23 protein-coding genes are annotated in these 18,965 nt (G+C 69.6%); all 23 read left to right on the top strand.

Annotated features, from left to right (window positions below; all coding sequences use genetic code 11):
- The first annotated feature begins 4 nt into the window (after window positions 1-4).
- Window positions 5-1,594, top strand: coding sequence for a phage portal protein (locus tag Q8S38_RS03005; protein WP_305678946.1), 1,590 nt, complete (start codon window positions 5-7; stop codon window positions 1,592-1,594).
- Entirely contained in the window at window positions 1,591-2,484 is an 894-nt protein-coding gene (locus Q8S38_RS03000; protein ID WP_305678945.1) for a S49 family peptidase, read from the top strand. Before Q8S38_RS03005 ends, Q8S38_RS03000 begins: the two co-directional genes overlap by 4 nt.
- 25 nt (window positions 2,485-2,509) lie before the next feature.
- Window positions 2,510-2,953, top strand: coding sequence for a hypothetical protein (locus Q8S38_RS02995; protein ID WP_305678944.1), 444 nt, complete (start codon window positions 2,510-2,512; stop codon window positions 2,951-2,953).
- 57 nt (window positions 2,954-3,010) lie between these two features.
- Window positions 3,011-3,664 (top strand): head decoration protein, encoded by a 654-nt coding sequence (locus tag Q8S38_RS02990; RefSeq protein ID WP_305678943.1) that lies wholly within the window; start codon window positions 3,011-3,013, stop codon window positions 3,662-3,664.
- Window positions 3,665-3,743: 79 nt separating this feature from the next.
- Window positions 3,744-4,778 (top strand): major capsid protein, encoded by a 1,035-nt coding sequence (locus tag Q8S38_RS02985; protein ID WP_305678942.1) that lies wholly within the window; start codon window positions 3,744-3,746, stop codon window positions 4,776-4,778.
- 10 nt (window positions 4,779-4,788) lie between these two features.
- Complete coding sequence (locus tag Q8S38_RS02980) at window positions 4,789-5,208, top strand: hypothetical protein (protein WP_305678941.1); 420 nt, start codon at window positions 4,789-4,791, stop codon at window positions 5,206-5,208.
- Window positions 5,205-6,005 carry a hypothetical protein gene (locus Q8S38_RS02975; protein ID WP_305678940.1) on the top strand — a complete coding sequence of 267 codons (801 nt, stop codon included), beginning with the start codon at window positions 5,205-5,207 and terminating at the stop codon, window positions 6,003-6,005. The genes Q8S38_RS02980 and Q8S38_RS02975 overlap by 4 nt, the downstream gene beginning before the upstream one ends.
- Window positions 6,002-6,313, top strand: coding sequence for a DUF2635 domain-containing protein (locus Q8S38_RS02970; protein WP_305678939.1), 312 nt, complete (start codon window positions 6,002-6,004; stop codon window positions 6,311-6,313). Before Q8S38_RS02975 ends, Q8S38_RS02970 begins: the two co-directional genes overlap by 4 nt.
- A 42-nt stretch (window positions 6,314-6,355) precedes the next feature.
- Window positions 6,356-7,870, top strand: a complete 1,515-nt coding sequence (locus Q8S38_RS02965; protein WP_305678938.1) for a hypothetical protein — start codon at window positions 6,356-6,358, stop codon at window positions 7,868-7,870.
- 98 nt (window positions 7,871-7,968) lie between these two features.
- Window positions 7,969-8,358: a phage tail tube protein gene (locus Q8S38_RS02960; RefSeq protein ID WP_305678937.1), complete on the top strand. Its 390-nt coding sequence runs from the start codon at window positions 7,969-7,971 to the stop codon at window positions 8,356-8,358.
- A complete protein-coding gene (locus Q8S38_RS02955) occupies window positions 8,358-8,723 on the top strand; it encodes a hypothetical protein (protein ID WP_305678936.1) in 366 nt (121 codons plus the stop codon). Before Q8S38_RS02960 ends, Q8S38_RS02955 begins: the two co-directional genes overlap by 1 nt.
- A 74-nt stretch (window positions 8,724-8,797) precedes the next feature.
- Entirely contained in the window at window positions 8,798-11,020 is a 2,223-nt protein-coding gene (locus tag Q8S38_RS02950; RefSeq protein WP_305678935.1) for a phage tail tape measure protein, read from the top strand.
- Window positions 11,020-11,727 (top strand): DNA circularization N-terminal domain-containing protein, encoded by a 708-nt coding sequence (locus Q8S38_RS02945; protein WP_305678934.1) that lies wholly within the window; start codon window positions 11,020-11,022, stop codon window positions 11,725-11,727. Before Q8S38_RS02950 ends, Q8S38_RS02945 begins: the two co-directional genes overlap by 1 nt.
- Complete coding sequence (locus Q8S38_RS02940; protein ID WP_305678933.1) at window positions 11,724-12,170, top strand: hypothetical protein; 447 nt, start codon at window positions 11,724-11,726, stop codon at window positions 12,168-12,170. Before Q8S38_RS02945 ends, Q8S38_RS02940 begins: the two co-directional genes overlap by 4 nt.
- Complete coding sequence (locus Q8S38_RS02935; RefSeq protein WP_305678932.1) at window positions 12,167-13,270, top strand: hypothetical protein; 1,104 nt, start codon at window positions 12,167-12,169, stop codon at window positions 13,268-13,270. The genes Q8S38_RS02940 and Q8S38_RS02935 overlap by 4 nt, the downstream gene beginning before the upstream one ends.
- Complete coding sequence (locus Q8S38_RS02930; protein WP_305678931.1) at window positions 13,267-13,746, top strand: phage baseplate assembly protein domain-containing protein; 480 nt, start codon at window positions 13,267-13,269, stop codon at window positions 13,744-13,746. Before Q8S38_RS02935 ends, Q8S38_RS02930 begins: the two co-directional genes overlap by 4 nt.
- Window positions 13,746-14,288, top strand: a complete 543-nt coding sequence (locus tag Q8S38_RS02925; protein ID WP_305678930.1) for a phage GP46 family protein — start codon at window positions 13,746-13,748, stop codon at window positions 14,286-14,288. The genes Q8S38_RS02930 and Q8S38_RS02925 overlap by 1 nt, the downstream gene beginning before the upstream one ends.
- A gap of 21 nt (window positions 14,289-14,309) precedes the next feature.
- Window positions 14,310-15,380, top strand: a complete 1,071-nt coding sequence (locus Q8S38_RS02920; RefSeq protein WP_305678929.1) for a baseplate J/gp47 family protein — start codon at window positions 14,310-14,312, stop codon at window positions 15,378-15,380.
- A 52-nt stretch (window positions 15,381-15,432) separates the two neighbouring features.
- Window positions 15,433-16,170, top strand: a complete 738-nt coding sequence (locus Q8S38_RS02915; RefSeq protein ID WP_305678928.1) for a hypothetical protein — start codon at window positions 15,433-15,435, stop codon at window positions 16,168-16,170.
- An 18-nt stretch (window positions 16,171-16,188) separates the two neighbouring features.
- On the top strand, window positions 16,189-17,163 hold the full coding sequence (locus Q8S38_RS02910; RefSeq protein ID WP_305678927.1) for a hypothetical protein: 975 nt from the start codon (window positions 16,189-16,191) through the stop codon (window positions 17,161-17,163).
- 303 nt (window positions 17,164-17,466) lie between these two features.
- Complete coding sequence (locus tag Q8S38_RS02905; RefSeq protein ID WP_305678926.1) at window positions 17,467-18,435, top strand: hypothetical protein; 969 nt, start codon at window positions 17,467-17,469, stop codon at window positions 18,433-18,435.
- A gap of 63 nt (window positions 18,436-18,498) precedes the next feature.
- On the top strand, window positions 18,499-18,759 hold the full coding sequence (locus Q8S38_RS02900; protein ID WP_305678925.1) for a hypothetical protein: 261 nt from the start codon (window positions 18,499-18,501) through the stop codon (window positions 18,757-18,759).
- 4 nt (window positions 18,760-18,763) lie between these two features.
- A partial coding sequence (locus Q8S38_RS02895) for a hypothetical protein (RefSeq protein WP_305678924.1) occupies window positions 18,764-18,965 on the top strand: 202 nt, incomplete at its 3' end.

Raw genomic sequence — 18,965 nt, 5'->3', positions numbered from 1 at the left:
GCTGATGATGCGTCCCGCCCTGGTCGCGGCAGATGGGGTCACGCCCCTGTTCGGCCAGGCCTCCGCTTCAGCCCAGCCGATGCATCGCGGAGCGGAGACGCGCTCGCAGGCGCTGTCGAACTGGAATCCGCCCGGCGCCTCGGCCGACATGGCGGCGCTGCGGGAGCGGCGACTCATCGCCAACCGCGCCGAGGATCTGGCGCGCAACAATCCGATCGCGATCGCGGCAATCACGCGCCTCGTCGACATGATCGTCGGCGCCGGCCTGCGCTTCTCGTCGAAGCCCAGCGCCGCGGCGCTCGGCATCACACGGGACCAGGCGCTCGATCTCGGCAAGCAGATCGAGCGCGAGCTGGCCCGCCATGCCAACGATCCGCGCAAGCGCTGGGACGCGCAGCGCAAGGTCAGCGCGAACGGGCTGTACCGGCTCATGGCCCGCAGCTTCGTCAAGCTCGACGAGGCCTGCGTCGTCGCCACCTGGCGCGAAGGGCAGGGGCCCTATGAGACCGCCTTCCTCGCGGTCGATCCGGAGCGCCTCGCCAACCCGACCTGGAAGTCCGATTCGGACACGCTGCGCGGCGGCGTCGAGATTGACGGCTACGGCGCCCCGGTCGCCTACCACATCCGCAACCGGCATCCGGGTGACGGCTTCGGCAGCGGGGTCAGCTGGGAGCGCGTCCCGCGCGAGACCGCATGGGGCCGCCCGGTCTTCTGCCACGTCTTCGAGCCGGAGCGCGAGGACCAGAACCGGCCGATCTCGCCCTTCGCGGCGCTGATGCCGATCCTGCGGATGAAGGGCACGCTCTCGGAGCTCGAGCTGGCCGCCGCCGCCGTCAACGCGATGTACGCGACTTACATCAAGTCGAACCTGCCCTTCGCCGAGGTCGCCGCATCGATGGAGCCGGAGGCGTTCAACAGCGCCACCAACTCCTATGCCGACAAGCGGCTCGACTTCTATGAGGCCGCCCCGGTCAAGATCGGCGGCGTCCGCGTGCCCGTCCTGCCGGTCGGCGACGAGATCTCCATGGCCGGTCAGGGCCGCGAGCGCGCCGGCATGGGCGAGTTCGACGACATCTTCAACGACCAGATCGCGGCGCGCATGGGCATGTCGCGCCAGCAGGTCCTGATGAACTTCGCGAAGCTGAACTATTCCAGCTCGCGCACCGTGCTGAACGAAACCTGGCGCATGGTCCGCCGCAAGGTCGCATCCTTCGTCGAGCAGGGCCCGATCCCGATGGCGCTCTGCGTCGTCGAGGAGGCGATCGACAAGGGCTATATCCGCATGCCGCCGCGCTGCCGCCCGCTCTGGGACGAGCCGGCGGGCTGGATGGCCGGCCGCTGGATCGGCCCCGGCCGCGGCTGGGTCGATCCGGTCAAGGAAGCCGAATCCGCCTCGCTGCGCATGGAGACGATGGTCTCGACGCTCGAGATGGAATGCGCCGAGCAGGGCCTCGATTACGAGGAGGTCCTCGACCAGATCCAGCGCGAGGAGGCCGAGATCACGTCGCGCGGCCTGACCCGCGCCACCGTCATCAGCCGGATCGCCGCGCGCTCCGCCCAGGCCGACCCGGCCGAGGAGACGACCGCGCCATGACCCTGCTGCTGCCGCGCATCGCGGCCGAACTCGTCAACACGCCGTTGGCGATCGACGGCGCGCGCGCCGACGTCATGCTGCGCGCGCTCGGCCCGCGGCTGTTCGGTGCACCGGTCCACGTCGCGGCGGCGCAGGCACCCGATCCGCAGGCCGGGGTGCTGTCGCAGCGCCTCGACCGTGGCCTCGCCGCGCGGGGCCGCGCAGCCTTCCCCGTAATCGACGGCGTCGCCGTGATCGAGGTCGAGGGGACGCTGGTCAACAAGGGCTCCTGGATCGGCATGGATTGCGGGGAGACCTCCTATGAGGGCCTGCGCACCCAGATCGAGCGGGCGCGGCGCGAGTCCTCGGTCCGGGCCGCGGTCTTCGAGGTCGATTCGCCGGGCGGCCAGGTCTCCGGCGTCTTCGAGACCGCCGCCGCAATGGCGCGCCTCTCGGCCGAGAAACCGACAATGGCGATCCTGACCTCGAACGCCTGCTCGGCCGCCTATCTGCTCGCCAGCCAGGCGCGGCGCATCGTGATGCCGGAATTTGGCTATGCCGGCTCGATCGGCGCTGTCGTCATGCATGTCGACTTCTCCGCCGCCCTGACCGAGGCCGGCGTCAAGGTCACCATGATCCAGTCGGGTGCGCACAAGACCGAGGGCAACCCCTTCGAGCCTCTGTCGGTCGAGGTTGTCGATCGCATCCGCGCCGAACTCGACCAGGTCCGCACCCGCTTCGCCGAGGTCGTCGGCGCTGGCCGCGGAAAGACCCTGACCGCGCAGGCCGCGCTCGCCACCGAAGCGCAGGTCTATTCCGGCCGAGAGGCCGTCTCCCTCGGGCTGGCCGATGCGCTCGGCGATCCGCACGAGGCCTTCGCCGCCTTCCGCGCGGAAATCAGCCGGCTCTGAACCGGTAACCTTGGAGCACAGCACCATGTCGAACCTCGCCACCATGGCCCGCGAAGCCGCGGCCACGATCGCCCCTGCCGCCAGCACCGAGACCGCCCCAGTGCCCGCCGCCGCTGCCGCCCCTGTCGCGGCCACCCCCGTGGCGACGGCGCCCACCGTCGACGTCACGGCCGTCCGCGCCGAGGCCCGCGCGGAGGAGCGCGCCCGCATCCAGGCGATCGTCGGCCATGCCGAGGCGGAGGGGCGCACCGCGCTCGCCCATCAGCTCGCCTTCGGCACCGATCTCGCGCCCGAAGCCGCCGCCGGGCTGCTGACGGCGGCGCCGAAGGCCGAGGCCGCCCCGGCCCGCACCCTGACCGGCGCCACGGTTCCGGCCCCGGCGATCGCGCCGCAGGCCGGTGCCACCGACAAGGCCGACGCCTCGGCCCGCCTCGCCGCCGCCGTGAAGGCGCTCGGTCCCAAGGCCTGACGCCCTCCGGCTTTAACCACCGCCGCCTTTCCTTCAGCCCTCTCCAGGAGAGACCTCATGTTCACCCCCACCAGCCAGGAGCGGGCGAAGACCTACTCCGACGTCATCAAGCATGTGAACGACTCGAACTTCTCGCTCGATGCCTTCACCGTCGCCTCCGGCTCCGGCATCCTCAAGGTCGGCACCGTCATGGGGCAGGCCACGCTCGGCTCCGCCACCTCGGCCGTGAAGGCCTCCGGTGCCAACACCGGCAACGCCACCATGTCGGCCGTCACCGTGCTCGATGGCGCGGTCGGCGGCGTCTACACGGTGCGCATGCTGACGGCGACGACCTTTCGGGTCGAGAAGCCCAATGGCGACGTCATCGGGGACGGCGCGACCGGCGTCTCCTTCGCCGACGACATCGGCTTCACCATGACGGCCGGTGGCACGCCGATGGTCGCCGGCGACGGTTTCGACGTCACGGTAGCGGCCGGCACCCAGAAGTGGAAGCCGCACGATCCCGCCGCCGTCGACGGCTCGCAGGTCGCCGCCGGCGTTCTCGGCGAGGCGGTCGATGCCACCAGGACTGACGTCGTCGCGCTCGGCGTGAAATGGGGCGCGATCGTCGTGCTCGAGGAGCTGACCTTCAAGTCCGGCATCTCGGCGCCCGACAAGGCGGCCGCCATCACCGCGCTGGCCGCCCGAATGATCCTCGCCCGCGCGACCTGACCGCCGCGCCGAGCGCCCTCCCACCGAAGCCCCATAACCTCGCCCGCCATGCGCGGGCTCTCACTCCTGGAGTCCCGTCATGGAATTCGTCTTTCCGTTCGATTCCGTCACCCTGACCAATCAGGTCAACCTGATCCCGTCCGACTACGGCATGTTGAACGCGCTCAACCTCTTCCCGGCCGAGCCGATCTCTTCCACCGTCGTCGGCATCCACCGTGTCGGCAACCAGATCCGCGTCCTGCCCTCGGTCCCCCGCGGGGCCCGGGGCGCTGAAGCGGCTTCGGACGGCGAGAAGATATTCTACGTCGAGGTGCCGCACTTCCCGATCATGGACACGATCGGCCCGCTCGACCTGCAGAACAAGGCGGCGATCGTCGACGGGCGCGCCATGCCGATGACGGTCGAAATGGCGACAGCCAAGAAGCTGATGAAGCTGCGCCGGCAGCACGCCATCACCCGCGAATACCTGAAGTTCGCGGCGCTGAAGGGCCTGGTGAAGGACGGCAACGGCAAGACGATCGTCGATCTCTACGCCTTCTTCGGCATCGCCAAGAAGACGGTCGACCTGGTGCTCGGCACCAACACGACCGAGATCGTCGACAAGTTCGAGGAAATCCGGACCTCGGTGCTGACCGGCGTCCAGGGCGACACGGTCAGCCGCGTCGAGGTGGTCATCGGCTCGACCCTGATGAACCGACTGCTGAAGCACGCGAAGTTTGAGAAGTACTGGCTCAACACACCCTCCGCGCAGGAACTGGTCAAGCTTGAGCGGCATCGCCTCGGCCAGGACTTCGGCCGCATCATCGACACCGGCACCCTGCTGCTGCGTGAATCGGTCGGCCAGGTCCCGGTCAAGGTCAACGACGTCCTGACGAACGAAGCGCTGATGTCGCCGACGCTGGGCGTCGCCTACCCCGCCGGCACCACCGAGATGTTCACGACCTATGACGCGCCGCCGCACCACATCGAGGCGGTGAACGAACCCGGCATGGAGATCTTCATCTCCGAGGAAGTCCTCAAGCACGGCGAAGGTGCCGAGATGAAGAGCCAGTCCAACCCGCTGCCGATCGTCAAGCGCCCCGAGGCGCTGGTCGAGATCGTCAGCTCGAACTGAGCCGGCACGCGTGACGGTCTTCCAGGATGCGGTGGCGCGCTCCCGCGCCACCGTGGCCCGCACCTATGCCGTCCCGTGGCGGGTTCTGCCGCGCGTGAAGACCGGCCAGGAGCGGCCGGTCGTCGACACCACGCGGGCGCCCTTCGAGATCAAGGCGCATCTCTTCGCGCCCGACAAGGCCGATGGCCGCGTCGCCGAGGTGAACGCCTTCGAGACCGGTCGCTCCCCCGGCATCCTCGGTGACGACCTGGCGCTGACGGTCTGGGAGAACCCGACCGGCGGCAGGATCAGGCAGCATGACGTCGTCGAGGAGGTGGTGACCGCGCCGGCGGTGCCCCGGAAGTTCCGCATCTCCAACCCGCCGGGCGGAGACGCCACCGGCCATGTCCGTCTCGATCTGCAGGCCCTGAAGGCGAGGGAAGAGTTATGAGCCTCGCCGTGATGGCCCTGCGCCTGGCCGTCAGCGCTGCGCTCGCGCCCTATGTCGCGCCGGAGGACATCGAGGCCGCAACCTGGCCGACCCTGGCCCGGGACCGGGTTTTCGATTCGCGCTTCGATCTGCTCGACGGGCGCGGAGGCGAGCGCACGCCGCTGATCGTCTTCGCGGCCGAGGCGGTCGAGGGCAATGCCTTCTCGGCCCAGGACGGCGCCAGCGATGCCCGCCGCGGCTTCGACAACAGCGTCCGCCTCGTCCTTTCGGCGCAGGTCACCTCGCGCCAGACCTTCGAGACCGAGGGCGGGGATGAGTTCGACGCGGAAGCCGCCGACCTGCTCGACCAGGAGCTGGCCGATATGCTGGCCATCCTGCAGGAGCAGGCCTGGGCGACGCTCCAGGCCGATCCGCTGTTCCGCAAGGTGTCGAAGCGGATCACCAAGCTCGATGCCGAGCCCTATCCGGCGTCCGAGACCGGCGAAAAGCTCGCCGTGCTCGCCAACTCCTATTTCGTCGAGCCGCTCGGCGATGGCGAGAAGGCGCTGGCCATCATGCGTGACGGGCTGCCCTCCGCCTCGCCGGTGCGCGCCCGGGCCGTGCTGGCGCTCGAGCGCATGCAGGCCACGCGCGCCAGGCTCTCTGCCAATGTCCTGATCCGCTCCGGCCTCGCCGGGCAGACCGATTTCGCCGTCACCAGCATCGCCCAGGGCGCCGCGGCGCCCGTGCCGGCGACGCCGGCGCCGTCCACACCCGACTTCACCGTCACGCTCGATCCGGAGGATCCGCTTCCATGAGCCCCACCGCCACCCTCGTCGATGTCCGCCCGCAGCCCGGCCGCCGCGTCCGTGACCAGGAGGGCTCACTCCTGCCGGAAACCCACATCCTGCGCGGCGTGCCTCGCTCGACCTACTGGCTGCGCCTCGAGCGCGATGGCGATGTGACGCTCGCCGCGCACGAGCCAGAGATCGAGGCTGAGCCGGAAACCCCGGCGCCGGAAGCTAGCGGGCCGGAAGCCGCAGCGCCGGAAGCCCCCGAGCCGGAATCCGCAGTGGCGGTCGATCTGCCGGCGCTTCTGCCCCGGCCGCCGAAATCAAAGGGCTGACCGCCCGCTCCCGATCGCCCCTCAACCGCAGAGGCCTGACCCATGACCATCACCTTCGACCAGATCCCCGGCTCGCTGCGGCTGCCGGGCTACCGGAACGAGTTCGCGCTCGGGACGCCGCCCTTCTCGCAGTCGATGCAGGTCCTGATCGTCGGGCCTGTCGCCGCCGGCGCCACCGTCACGACCGGCGTGTCGCAGCGCCCGCGCGACGATATCGAGGCCGCCTATGGCGCGGGCTCGCTGCTCGGCACGATGCTGAACTATGCCAAGCTGACCCGGCCCTTCCTCGACTATCGCGTCCTGCCGCTGCCGGAATCGGCCACCAAGGCCACCGACGTCTACACGGTCGGCACGGTGCCGCCGGTCGGCACCTGGCCGTTCTGGGTGTTGGGCAATGCCCGCCGGCGCCAGATCACGGTCGTCGCCGGCGACACGGTCACCACGGTCGCGGCCAAGATTGCCGCCGCCATCAACAGCCGCGTGACGCTGGCAGGAGATTCCAAGTCCCTCGTCGACATGGTCTCGGCCACTTCCGCGCTCGGCGTGGTCACGGTCACCGCCCGCAACGGCGGCACCATGCTGAACGCCACCAAGTGGATCTCGTTCAGGAGCCGCGGCGAGGTCTCGCCGCTGGGCAGCCACATCACCAACGTCTTCACGGCCGGCTCCGGCGCGCCGGATCTCGCGGCCGCGCTCGCCGGCGTCGGCACGGGCTACTATGCCTGGGTGATCTCCGCCTATCGCGACGCCACCTCGCTGGCGGCGATCGATGCCTGGCTCGAAACCCAGTGGGGCCCCTTCGCCATGCGCTATGGCTGGGCGGTCGGCGCCGTCGTCGGCTCGCAGGGCACGCTGGCCGCGCTGGGCGACGCGATGAACGATCGCAAGCGCGTCTTGGCCGGCCTGCGCAACTCCTCCGAGCCCGAGCCGATCATCGCCGCCTGCTTCGGCGCCGAACTGGCCCATGTCTTCGACTTCGGTCGCTCGATCACCGAGGTGCAGATCTTCGCGCGCGGCCTCACCGGTCGCACGATGACGCATCTGACCGGCCCCTGGGATGAGGACGACGTCTTCTCCGACGAGCAGCGCAACCTGCTCTATTTCGACGGCATCTCGCCGCAGGTGCCGGCCGAGGGCGCGGTCCAGATGGAGCGCGTCATCACCACCTTCCAGCGCCGCTCCTCGACCGGGCTCGAGGACATCTCCTATCTCGACATCAACGGCCCCTGCATCGATGCCTGGGTCGTGCAGTACCAGCGCCACTATGTCTGGAATGCCCACCAGAACGACAGCCTGGTCGGCGACCAGGAGGACTTCGCCGACGGCCAGACCCGGCCCAAGGATGCCCGCAAGACCTTCGTCTCGGCCTATACCGAGGTGAACCGGCGCGGGCGGATCGTCCAGGACATCCCCAGCTACGAGCAGGCGCTCAAGGTCGAGCTGTCGGGCGATCCGGTGCGGCTCAATGTCGAGCAGAAGATCTTCCGCGCCAACCCGCTCTACATCCTCGCGACCAAGAGCATCGTCGGCGAGCTGGCGCCGGGCGCCCAGACCTGACGTCCCCGCCTGACCGGCGCGCCTGGCCACGGCCGGGCCACGACCTTCGGCGCCCGGCTCCGGGCGTCACCATCCTCTGACATCGGGAGTTCTCCACCATGGCCGGCAAGGACTATGGCGTCGTCATCATCACCGTGCGCTCCGGCCCGCTCGCCGGCCGCACGCTGCAGGCCATGGGCGAGATCAAGCTCAAGCCGTCCGGCTACAAGATCGGCGGCGAGGTTTCGGTCGACCACCAGGCCCACAACCGCTCCTTCGAGCCGTCGCCCGTCGTCGCCATGTGCGACTTCGACCGCGGCGAGATCGACTGGGACCAGCTCGCCCGCGCCCGCTTCGACATGACCTGGGAGGAGGAGCACGCCGGCCTCGTCCACTACATGACGCAGGCTGCGATCGTCGGCGAGCAGTCCGACTCGTTCAAGGACGGCAAGGCGACCGGCCTCGAGGTCCAGTGTACCAAGCCGAACTACCGCAAGAGGGCCGTCTGATGTGGACGCTGGCGCTGGACAAGCAGCGCGAGTGGCCGGCGGGGACGATCGTTACCGAGCTGGAGTTCCGTGACCCGACGCTGCGGATCCTGCGCACGCTGCCGACGATCGAGGTGGTGCGCACCTTCCCGGACAAGACCAGCACCTATGAGATCGACTGGGGTGCGGTCGACGCCTGGCTCAAGGCGCTGATCAAGGACGAGCTGCGCGCCGGGATCATCGACCAGCTCACGCTGGCCGAGGCCGAGCGGGCGAAGGTGGTGCTCCTCGATTTTTTCGGTGGGGCGGCGGCCGCGAAGCCCAGGAGCGCGCCTCCGACGACCTCCGCTTCGGAGCCGGCCTCCGCACAGACCCGGATCGACTGAGCGTGACCGAGCTGATGCGCCTTCACACCCGCTGGCAGGCCTGGCGCCTGTCGCAGGCGCTGGGCGTCTGAGCCATGGCGATCGTCAACGAAGCCCGCGCCGTCCTCACGGCGGAGGACCGAGCCTCGGCCGTGCTGGCCATGGTCGCCCGGAACTTCGACAGGCTTGACCGCGCCGCCAGCCGGCTGGATGCCAATGGCGCGGTGTCGCGTCGCAACCAGGTCGTCCAGCAGCAGGCCAGCCGCACCGCCGTTCTGACCGATCGCATGGGCGCCGCGGCCCTGCGCGCCACCGGCCCCCTCGTCGGCCTCTTCGGCGTCTATGGCGCCGCCAGCATGTTGAACGGGGCGAACAAGGCCTTCGCCACCAACGAACGCGCGATGACGCGGATCGCCGTCACGGCGGATGCCTCCGCGGAAGCGCAGCAGGCGTCCTGGACACAGCTGCAGCAGCTCGCTCGCGAGACGGCGCTGCCGATCGACAAGGTGCGCGCCGGCCTCGACGCCCTGGTCGCCTCTGGCCGGTCTCTTCCCGAGGCCATGGGCTTCCTGCCGGCCGTCGCCCAGACCGCCCAGGCCAGCGGTGCCGAAGTCGCTGACATCGCCAAGACCGCCGATTCGGTCGGCGAGTCCTTCAAGATCGCCGGCAAGGATATGCAGACCGCCTTCGACATCATGGCGGCGGGCGGCAAGGCCGGGAAGTTCGAGCTGAAGGACATGGCGCGCTATCTGCCGAGCCTCGGCCCGGCCGCCTCGGCGATCGGCTTCGAAGGCAAGAAGGGCCTCGCGGATCTCGTCGCCATGCTCCAGGTCATGCGCAAGGGCGCCGGTACCTCGGAAGAGGCCGTGGCATCCATGAACAACGTCCTGGCCAAGATGGAGTCGGACAAGACGACCAAGGCCTTCAAGAATCTGGGCGTCGATTCAGAAGCTGCGTTCAAGAAGGCGAGGGCGGAAGGCCGCAACCTCGTCGAGGTCTTCGAGAACCTTGTCGACACCGCGCTCAAGGGCGACCGCTCGCGGCTGGGCGAGATCATCGACGACATGGAGTTCAAGCGCGGCGTCCAGGCGCTGATGATGTATCGCGGCGAGTGGCAGAAGCTGTCGCAGACGATGCAGTCGAGCTCGGCCGGCACGGTGGCGCAGGATCTGGCCCGCGTAACCGCCAACAGCCAGAGCACCTTCGACCGCTTCAAGAACGCCGCCGACAGGCTGGCGGATTCGCTCGGCCGGCGCCTCTCGCCGGCGTTCAAGGCCGTTGCCGAAAACGCGACCGCGGCCATGGATGCCGTCAACTCCGCCCTGCAGCCGTCCGAGACGGACGAGCAGCGCCTCGCGCGCATCGGCAACAGGCCTCTCACGCGGGCCGAGCAGTCGATCGAGAACGCCCGTCGCGCGCAGGAGCGGCAGCGCATGCTCGACGATCCCTCTTCTGACATCTACGGCATGCGCGACGGTGGCTTTGCCGGTGCGGGTCGCCGGCGCCAGCCGACGCATCTCGACCAGCTCGATGGCGCGACGACCGCGCGCAAGCGCATGCAGGCCGATCAGGCCGCTGCCGAGCGGCGCGAGCGTGATTCCGCCCGCGTCCGATTCCTGATGGACGAGCGCAAATCGGCGCAGGAAGAACGCCTGAACCCGCGGGGCAACGACGCCTTTCGCGATGTCGAGGCATTATCCCGGGCGCGCACCCGCGTTTCGACCGATCTGACGCAAGGGTCGGCCGACAACATGGTCTCGTCGAGTGGCGAGGCCAGCCGCGAGGTGATGGCCGCCGTGATGAACCTGGCCCAGCTCGTGCGCGCCGAAAAGCTGACCGCCACAGGCGAATCGAATGTCTTCGCGCTCGGTGGCGCCGGCGCCCGTGACGGCGCGATGAATGTGATCGCGACGGCCATGCGCGAGATCGCCGAGCGGCGGGCTCAGGCCGAGGGCCGCCCTGTCGACGAGGGCAGGCTCCAGGAGGCGATCGCCAGCCTGAAGATGCTGGCCGAGCGTATCGGCGAAACCGTTCCCGCGACAGGCCCCAAGGCTCGCGTCGACGGCATCTATCCCAGCGCGGAAGAGATCCTCAACGGCAAGCTGACGGCCGAGGTCAAGCCGGACCAGATCACGGCGAGCGTCTCGGTCGATGCCAAGTCGGACGTGACGGTGAAGGTTGAGCCCTCGCCGAATTTCATCAGCTCGATCCTGTCGCAGGCCACGCGCATCACGACTCGCGACAGCCGCGGCATCTCGCTGCCTGGCAAGGAAACCAGCCGCGGCGGCGGTGGTGGCGGTGGCGGGGGGGCCATGTAATGGCCACCCCCGGCGGCTTCCTGCGCCCGGCCTCTTTCCGCGGCGTACCCTTTTTCGCGCGCCGAGGCACCCGCGCTTTCCCACGCTCGCTCCAGGTCGACGAGTATCCGGCGTCCGACCGCTGGAGCGTCATCAATCTCGGCCGCAAGGCGGTAACCTATCGCGAGGATCTCTATGTCGCCGACGAGGCGAATGTCGAAGCGCGGATGCGGGCGCTCGAAGCCGCGCTCGAGGCGGACGGCGCCGGCCTGCTGATCCTGCCGCAGCGCCGCCCGGTGATGGCCTGGGCGAGGGCGCCGGAATCGACATGGGAATGGGACAAGCTCGGCTACTTCACCTTCCGCGTGGAGTTCGTCGAGGACGGGCCGGCTGCCGGCGCAGGCCTCAGCCTCGGCCTGGCCGAGCGCCTTCTGGTCGATGCGCTCGGCACGGTCGCCAGCCTCGCCACGGCCGCCGGCGTGCGGCTCGACAGTGTCGCGGCGGATCTGCGCGGGCCGGGGCTTTACGAGGCGACCGCCTTCGCCCGGGAAGGCGCCGCCCGGCTCGTCGCCCTCAAGGCCGACGCGCTGGCCATCACGGCCGAGACCGAGGTCGTCGAGGCCGTGCAGACGGCGGCCGGCTGGGCCGGGCAGGCGGCGATCGTCGAGGCGCTCTCGGTCGCCGGCGACGCCGGCCTGACGGCGCTCGAGGAGCGAGCCGCGGCATGAGCGCCCCCCGCTCGACCTCCCGCATCCTGGAGGCCCGCGGCCGCGAGCAGGCGGCCGTCTTCGCTCGCCTCCTGGCGGCGCTCGCCTTCGCCCGCGGTGTCCTGCGCCTCGACTTCGCCACGCGCCAGCAGGCGCAGCAGGCCCGTGCCCGGCTCGTCGCGGTGATGGAGCCTCTGCTCGATCGCGCCGCGACCGAGACCGAGCTTCTGACGGTCGTCGTCGGCACCTATGGCCAGGCTCTTGCCGCCATCGACGCCGAGATCCTGTCGCTGAAGCCGCTCGCCCGGGTGGTCACCGGCCAGAGCCAGCCCGCCTGCCTGCTCGCCTGGCAGCTCTACGGCGACACCACGCGCGCGGCCGAGCTGGTGCGCCTCAACAATGCGCGCTGCCCGGAGTTCATGCCGGTCGAGATCCTGGCCCCGCTGCCGGATGACGCGGCATGATGCGCGAGGAACTGATCCTCGAGATCGACGGGCTGGCGCATCCCGGCCTGCTCTCGATCGAATACAGCTTCGACGGCAAGGGCGCGCTGCTCAAGGTCGTCGCCGGTGTGCATGAGCAGAAGGGCGCGCTGACGAAGAAGGGCAGCGAGGCCGTGCTGAAGGCGCTGCTGCCGGGCGGCGGAGCTGAGACGATCGTCACCGGGCGCGTTCGGCGGACCTATGGCGATGAGGCGAAGCCGGCACTGCGGCGCTTCCTGCAGATCGAAAGCAAGGCCTGCGACGCGGTGGAGTGCGCCGCCGACGGGCGCAAGCACGGCTACAACCTGAAAAAGCAGAAGCTCGGCGCCGCGGCCGACACGCTGTTCAAGCCCTATGGCATCAAGGTCAAGGTCGAGGCCGACAGCCGCGAGATGGACATCGCCTGGGCGCCCGGCGAGCGCGCCTTCGACGTCGTCGAGGAGCGCGCCCGCAAGACCGGGCTGCTGATGACCGGCGCCTCCGATGGCGGCGTCGTGCTCTACAAGGGCACGCGCGGCCGCCACCCGGGCTCCTTCATCGTCGGCGACGATCGCGACGACGCCAACGCCACCACGCTGCAGTTCGAGGACAGCGAGATCGGCCAGTTCTCGCAGACCCACTATTACGGGCAGCGCTACAAGGGCGGGAAGGGCAAGGACGAGACGGACGGCTATGCCATCGTCGAGAACGAGGCCATCCGCCGGCTGCGCATCGACATCCGCCGCATGGAGCATGACGGCGACGACGCCGACCTGAAGCAGCGCGCGGAATGGGACGATCGCCGGGGCGCCGGCGGCGACGCCGGCAACGGCACCCAGATCGTGCTGGCGACGCCGGAATGGCGCGATCCCGACGGCAGGCTCTGGTCGGCCGGCTTCGTTCGCTATGTCGTCGCCGGCGACTTCGAGCTCGAGCAGGACATGACGATCAAGAGCGGACAGCTCTCCTGGTCGAAGGAACACCAGCTCGCCCGCCTGACCATGGTCGATCCGCGCAGCCTCGGCGGCAAGGACGCCAAGGGCAAGTCCGGCGAGGCGTGGAAGGTCTCGACCAAGAAGGCGAAATACGAGGAGCTGTCGTGAGCCTGGTCCGTTTCCGCGTCATCAGCGTCGACGACAGCGGACCGATCCAGAAGGTCACCGGCCGCGGCGAAGGCGGCGAGCGGCTGGAAAACCTGATGCGCCCGCAGCCGGACGGGCTGACGACGGTGCCGGAGGTCGGCTCGCTCGGCTGGGCCCAGTTCGCCGGCTCGCGCGAGCGGGGCATCGTCGCGGGGCTGGAAAACCCGGACAAGCGCCCGTCCGACCAGCCAGGCGGGAGCAAGATCCTGTACGGGCCGGATGGCCAGAAGCTCAACCTGAAGCCCGGAGGCGCCATCTCGCTTGAAGGCGGCGACGGCCAGACCTTCGGCATGAAGGCCAATGGCGACCAGGTGCTGAAGCCCAAGGCCGCCGGCGGCAAGGTTTATCTCGGCGGTGACCCTGCCGATGGCGGGGTCTTCGCCCGCGTCATGACCGAGGCCGGCGCCTCGCCCTTCGTCTTCGCCAAGGTTTCCTGATGACGCGCCTACTGGTCGACGCGCTGGTGCCGCAGGGCGCCGGCCCCGATATCCTGTGGAACGGCGAGCGTGGCGACATGGCGCTGGCGCCGCTCACCGATGCCGGCAACCCGGCCGGCCTCGTCGCCCGCAATCCGCTGCTGACGGCGCTGGTGCTGTCGCTCGAAAGCGACGCGCGGGGCCCGCGCGATCCGCTGGACCCGGCGGCCTATGATCTGCGCGGCTGGCCCGGCGACGGCTTCGATGTCGACGTCGCCGCCGGCGAGGCACCACTCGGCTCGACGACCTGGGTCGCCTTCCGGCACCCGACGGATGAGGACAATGCCCGCCGCGTGATCGAGGCCGCCCAGGTCGCGCTGAAGCCGCTGCAGGACCAGGGCATCATCGGCGACGTGACCGTCGAGGCCGAAGCGGACCCGGCCGAGACCCGGATCCGCCGCAGCATCACGATCGCCCGGCCCGACGGCTCGATCCTCTATTCGGGCCCCTTCGCGGGCCTCTGGGAAGCCCTGGGTGCCGTCGCCTCGGGCGCCGGCGCATGACCTCGAAAGCGTGAACCCGACATGGCCCTGACCATTCCGACGCTGGACGCAACCTCGCGCTGGCTGCGCGGCGTCGTTGCGACCGCGCTGTCCGGCGCGCGAGCCGACATCTGGCCCAACAACTGGACCGTCTTCGTCAAGGTGATGGCCATGGCCGCCTCGCAGGGCAACCTGCGCGCGGAGTGGATCTACAAGCAGATCTTCGTCACCACCGCAGAAGACGACATGCTCGATCTGCATGGCTACGAGATCGGGCTCGGCCGCAAGCCGGCGACCGCAGCGACCGGCATCGCGATCTTCGCGGCGACGGATGGCTCGATCGTCCCGGCCGGGACCGTGGTCGACGCCGGCGGCCTCGCCTTCACGGTGCGCAGTGCGGCGACAGCCGTCGGCAACAGCGTCACCGCCCAGATCGACGCGACCGAGACCGGCGCGCGCGGCAACCTGCCGGCGGAGGCCACTGTCCGCCTTCGCGATTCCGTCGAAGGTGTCACCCAGGACGGCGAGATCGGCCCGCTCGGCCTGTCGGGCGGCGTCGAGAAGGAGATTGATTCGGCCTATCGCAAGCGCCTGATCTTCCGCAAGCGCAACAAGCCTCGCGGCGGGGCCAAGGCCGACTATCAGGTCTGGGTCGGCGAGGTCGCCGGCTTCGCCACCGCGCAGGTCTTCGCCGCGACGCCGGAGATCGGCACCGTCACGGTCTATCCGCTGCTCGAGGGCTCCGGTGCGGACCGCATCCCGTCGCCGGCGGATGTGCTGCGCTGCGCCGAGCATCTCGAGACACGCCGGCCGCTGACGGCCACCGTCGTCGTCGTCCAGGCGACGGCGAAGTCGATTCCGGTGACGATCGCGCAGCTGGAGACCGACAGCGCCGCGACGCGGGCCGAGATCACTGCCGAGATGCTCGACATGTTCGACGAGCGCGCCTTCGTCTCGGCCGGGGCTGAGACATTCCCGACATCCTGGCTCTCGGAAGCCGCGTCGCGCGCGCTGGGCGAGACCCGGCACCGCCTGGTTGTTCCGGATCCCGACACCGACACGGCGCTGGCGCTCGGCGAATTCCCCGTCTTCGGCGGGCTGACGGTGACGTGACCGGCATGGCCTTTTCCGAAAACCGGTTCCCACTTTTCGGGGCCATGCCACGATGAGCCGCACCTTCGCCGTCGTCCCCGGCCAGCTGCCGATCCGCGTCGCCGATGCCCCGCCGCTGGACGCCGGGCCCGGGCTCGGCGCGGCGCCGGCGACAGCCGACCGCCTCACAGACGTGACGGCGGCCGATCTCTGGCTGCCGAGCCTGCGCCTCTTCCCCCGAGGCCGCGCCTGGCCGGACGAGAAGGCGGCCGGCCTCGGCGCCTTCGTCTGGCATGCCCTGCCGCGGCTCGTGGCGGAAACCATGGCGCAGATCCATGACTGGCTGAACCGCGCCCGCTATGGCGCCTTCGTCAGCCAGTGCCGGCCCGAGCTGGTCGAGGACCACGAGCGCGAGCATGGGCTGCCGGACGCCTGCCTCGCCGAAGTCACCGGAATCGCCGAGCGCCGCGCCCTCGTGCTGGACGCGCGCGCGCCGATGGAGACGGCCAACCGCCGCGAAATCGAGGCGGTGCTCGGCCGCGCCGGCTTCGCGGGTGTCTCGATCGACGAGCCGCTCGGCTTCGAATGCGGGCTGTCCGACTGCGGCGGGCCCGATGGCTTCGGCTCGCCGGGGCTGCCGCACATCTTCCTCTTCGCAGGCGAGGGCCTGTCGCTGGACTGGGTCGCCGGCGGCGAAAGCGGCTTCGACCAGCTCGGCTTCGGCCAGCTCAACGACACCGGCCTGACCTGCCTGATCGAACGCATCCGCCCCGCGCACACGCTGGGCATCCTCGACCCCGAAACCCTCTGACAAGAAACGGCCTTTAAGATGAAACGCTGGGAACCGATCGCCTATCCCGGGCCCAACAACGGCTTCGGCGCGGCCACGCATCGCAACTTCAACCAGAGCACCGCCGCGCGCGGCTCCTGGCTCGATGCCGGCGGCTACCAGAACACCATCGACGAGATCTGCGCGGCGGTCGAGGGCGCCGGCTACACCCTCGACGGCGCGCTCGGCGTCCAGCTCGCCCGCACGATCCAGAAGGGCATGAACTATGCCGTCGCGACGGGCACGGCCAATGCCTGGGTTGTGGCGCCATCCTTCGCGGTGCATGCCTATGCCGCCGGACGCGTTCTCAACATCGTCGCCCCGGCGACCAACACCTCGACGACGGTCAACATGGCCGTCTCGGGGCTGGACAACCGGCGGATCAAGAAGGCGGATGGGGCGGACCCGGCTGTCGGCGACCTCGTATCCGGCAAGGTCTATGCAACGATCGATGACGGAACCAACATCCGGATTCTCACGCCGCTGCCGAGCGATATCGTCGTGGCGCAGCGCGCCGCGCCGACCTATGGCCTCGAGGCGGCGTCCGCGATCAACAACATCGCCTCGGCGGGTTTCCCGGCCACGCTGATCTCCGCCTATGGCAGCGTCGTCAACGGCCTGGTGGCGTCCACCTTCTCCGGCGGTATTCTTACCGTCGCTGCCGCCGATGCCGGGCTCTATTCGATTTCGGCGCTTCTCACCACAAACATGCCGAAGGCCGGGTCGTCCGGCACGGCGGCGACCTATGCCGCCGTCCTCTACATCGACAAATCCACGGACGGCGGTGCGACCTACGTCAGCCAAGCTGCAGGCCAGACGACATCGAGCTCGGTGTCGGTGCTCGGTCCGTTCTTTTCCGCAGCCGCGACCGTGCGGCTGGCCGCGGGAGACAAGATCCGCGTCTCGGCGGGACACAACGCGGGCGTGACGCTGGAAATGCCTGTCGCGCTGACCGCCGTCCTGATCGGGCGCTGATTCTTCCGCGCCGTCCGGATCACCGGGAGAAAACGCTGCGGCGGCCGTTGAACCCGGCCGACAAAAATGGTTCATTCGCAACGGGTGTGAGAACCCATCAAGCAAGGCGGACGCAGGGCAGCTTGGCCCGGCGTTCGCCGATGCGCGTCATCCGCGCATCATCCGGGCTTTGGCCGGGGTCGGGCGATATGTCCAGGGCGAAAGCCTAAAGGCGCTCGACACGTCGCTTGCGTGTTCTCACCCCCCGGCTGCCGGGACCGTTTCCTGGCGCGGCTGTGAGAAGCCGTTGCAAGCGGGTCCACCATGAAAGGCTTTCTTCGCGCCGCCCTCGCGGCTGCGCTGCTGTGCCTCGCCGTCTTTCCCTTTCACCCTGCATCGGCCGCACCCGGCCAGGTCGTCACCCGGTTCATGGGCGCCGAGCGGGAGATCCTCGAACCCGTCGCGGCCACGCCGACGATCGCCTGGGCGCCGCAGCTCCTCTTCCCGCCCGGCTTCTACAGCCATAACGGGCTGGTCTACGACCTGACCCGGCCGGGGCATTACGTCTTCTTCAACCCGATGGTGAACACCACGCGGATGACGGTCGCGGCCGGAGATCCGGTGGCGCTGTTGAGCGCGGCGGCGTGGCTGACGACCTTCGGGGACAATGACGAACGGCTGGCGGGGGAGAGCCTCCCAGCCTTCGTCGCGCGGGCCTCGACCAAGGCGCGCACCAGCAAGCTCCGGCTGCTCTGCGGCAACACGATCGAGTTCACCGCCGGTGCGCTGCTGGCGGGTTCCGGCGTGCCGCATCGCACGGTGCGCTTCCTGACCATGGAGGCGCCCAACAATCATGTCGACGGGCATATCGCGGTCGAGGTCATGATCGCCGGCCAATGGGTGCTGGCCGATGTCTCGCTCAACACGATGTTCCGCGACGCCGGCGGGGCGCGGCTTTCGGCCCGGGACGCCATCCCCGCCATCGCGGCCGACGCCTTCGCCTATGAGCTGCTCGCCTCGGACGGTTACGCCGTCGAGACCGCGGGAGCCTACGGGTTCGACGCCACGGGCTATGCCGAGGCGCTTCTGCTGACCGATGCCGACCGCCGCGCCTGGCACCGCCGCATCTTCCAGGCCGTGGGCGTCGACCGGCTCGATGGCGACGGGATCACGCGGACCTACTGGAAACTGCCGGCGGGCTCCGAGAACCGGGGAGCATGGCTTGAAAGCCTCTCGCCGGGTGTCTGGAAAGTCACCGACCCGGTGATCTGGGACACGGTGTTCTACCCCTGAAGCCCAGCCGTCCCCACCATCCTCCGCCGCCTTCGGGCGGCTTTTTCATGCCCGGAGTTCCTCATGACCACGACCTCGGACCCGATCGACGTCACCACCACCTGGGCGGAGGTCGCCTCCGGCTCGGCCTCGGTGAGCGTCCAGAGCCGCTCGACCGGGCTGGTCTATGTCGCGGTCCAGGCCGCGGCTCCGGCGGCGGATTCGAAGAAGGGCGTGGTGCTGGACGCCGAGGACGACGTTGCATCCTTCGGCAGCCTCGTCGCCGGCGACAAGGTCTTTGTCCGGGCCGAGACCACGGCCGTCGTCACGGTCGTGAAGAGCTGAGCCCGTGGCCCAGTTCGTCTTCGGCCCCGAGCCGCCGCTGAAACTCGGCCGCAAGCCCGTCACCTTTGGCACGGGTGGGGTGTCGTCGATCTTCAACCTGAAGGCTTCGAACACGGTCAACCTGCGAACCGGGCTGCGGAACGTCATCAACCAGACCGCAGACGCTGCAATCGTCGCGCAGGGGGACAGCACGGATCGTGCTAAGG

Origin of the sequence: Allobosea sp. (assembly GCF_030695125.1) — a bacterium.
Classification (GTDB): Bacteria; Pseudomonadota; Alphaproteobacteria; order Rhizobiales; family Beijerinckiaceae; genus Allobosea.
The sequence above is the reverse complement of the archived record's forward strand: the minus strand, read 5'-3'. Positions and strand labels throughout refer to the sequence as shown.

Excerpts from the sequence above, each read along its gene's own strand:
- Q8S38_RS02910 (WP_305678927.1), top strand. The coding sequence starts at position 16,189 with ATGAAACGCTGGGAACCGATCGCCTATCCCGGGCCCAACAACGGCTTC.
- Q8S38_RS02990 (WP_305678943.1), top strand. The coding sequence starts at position 3,011 with ATGTTCACCCCCACCAGCCAGGAGCGGGCGAAGACCTACTCCGACGTC.
- Q8S38_RS02925 (WP_305678930.1), top strand. The coding sequence starts at position 13,746 with ATGACGCGCCTACTGGTCGACGCGCTGGTGCCGCAGGGCGCCGGCCCC.
- Q8S38_RS03000 (WP_305678945.1), top strand. The coding sequence starts at position 1,591 with ATGACCCTGCTGCTGCCGCGCATCGCGGCCGAACTCGTCAACACGCCG.
- Q8S38_RS02995 (WP_305678944.1), top strand. The coding sequence starts at position 2,510 with ATGTCGAACCTCGCCACCATGGCCCGCGAAGCCGCGGCCACGATCGCC.
- Q8S38_RS02975 (WP_305678940.1), top strand. The coding sequence starts at position 5,205 with ATGAGCCTCGCCGTGATGGCCCTGCGCCTGGCCGTCAGCGCTGCGCTC.
- Q8S38_RS02945 (WP_305678934.1), top strand. The coding sequence starts at position 11,020 with ATGGCCACCCCCGGCGGCTTCCTGCGCCCGGCCTCTTTCCGCGGCGTA.
- Q8S38_RS02950 (WP_305678935.1), top strand. The coding sequence starts at position 8,798 with ATGGCGATCGTCAACGAAGCCCGCGCCGTCCTCACGGCGGAGGACCGA.
- Q8S38_RS02935 (WP_305678932.1), top strand. The coding sequence starts at position 12,167 with ATGATGCGCGAGGAACTGATCCTCGAGATCGACGGGCTGGCGCATCCC.
- Q8S38_RS02920 (WP_305678929.1), top strand. The coding sequence starts at position 14,310 with ATGGCCCTGACCATTCCGACGCTGGACGCAACCTCGCGCTGGCTGCGC.
- Q8S38_RS02905 (WP_305678926.1), top strand. The coding sequence starts at position 17,467 with ATGAAAGGCTTTCTTCGCGCCGCCCTCGCGGCTGCGCTGCTGTGCCTC.
- Q8S38_RS02985 (WP_305678942.1), top strand. The coding sequence starts at position 3,744 with ATGGAATTCGTCTTTCCGTTCGATTCCGTCACCCTGACCAATCAGGTC.
- Q8S38_RS02965 (WP_305678938.1), top strand. The coding sequence starts at position 6,356 with ATGACCATCACCTTCGACCAGATCCCCGGCTCGCTGCGGCTGCCGGGC.
- Q8S38_RS02960 (WP_305678937.1), top strand. The coding sequence starts at position 7,969 with ATGGCCGGCAAGGACTATGGCGTCGTCATCATCACCGTGCGCTCCGGC.
- Q8S38_RS02915 (WP_305678928.1), top strand. The coding sequence starts at position 15,433 with ATGAGCCGCACCTTCGCCGTCGTCCCCGGCCAGCTGCCGATCCGCGTC.
- Q8S38_RS02940 (WP_305678933.1), top strand. The coding sequence starts at position 11,724 with ATGAGCGCCCCCCGCTCGACCTCCCGCATCCTGGAGGCCCGCGGCCGC.
- Q8S38_RS02955 (WP_305678936.1), top strand. The coding sequence starts at position 8,358 with ATGTGGACGCTGGCGCTGGACAAGCAGCGCGAGTGGCCGGCGGGGACG.
- Q8S38_RS02900 (WP_305678925.1), top strand. The coding sequence starts at position 18,499 with ATGACCACGACCTCGGACCCGATCGACGTCACCACCACCTGGGCGGAG.
- Q8S38_RS02970 (WP_305678939.1), top strand. The coding sequence starts at position 6,002 with ATGAGCCCCACCGCCACCCTCGTCGATGTCCGCCCGCAGCCCGGCCGC.
- Q8S38_RS03005 (WP_305678946.1), top strand. The coding sequence starts at position 5 with ATGATGCGTCCCGCCCTGGTCGCGGCAGATGGGGTCACGCCCCTGTTC.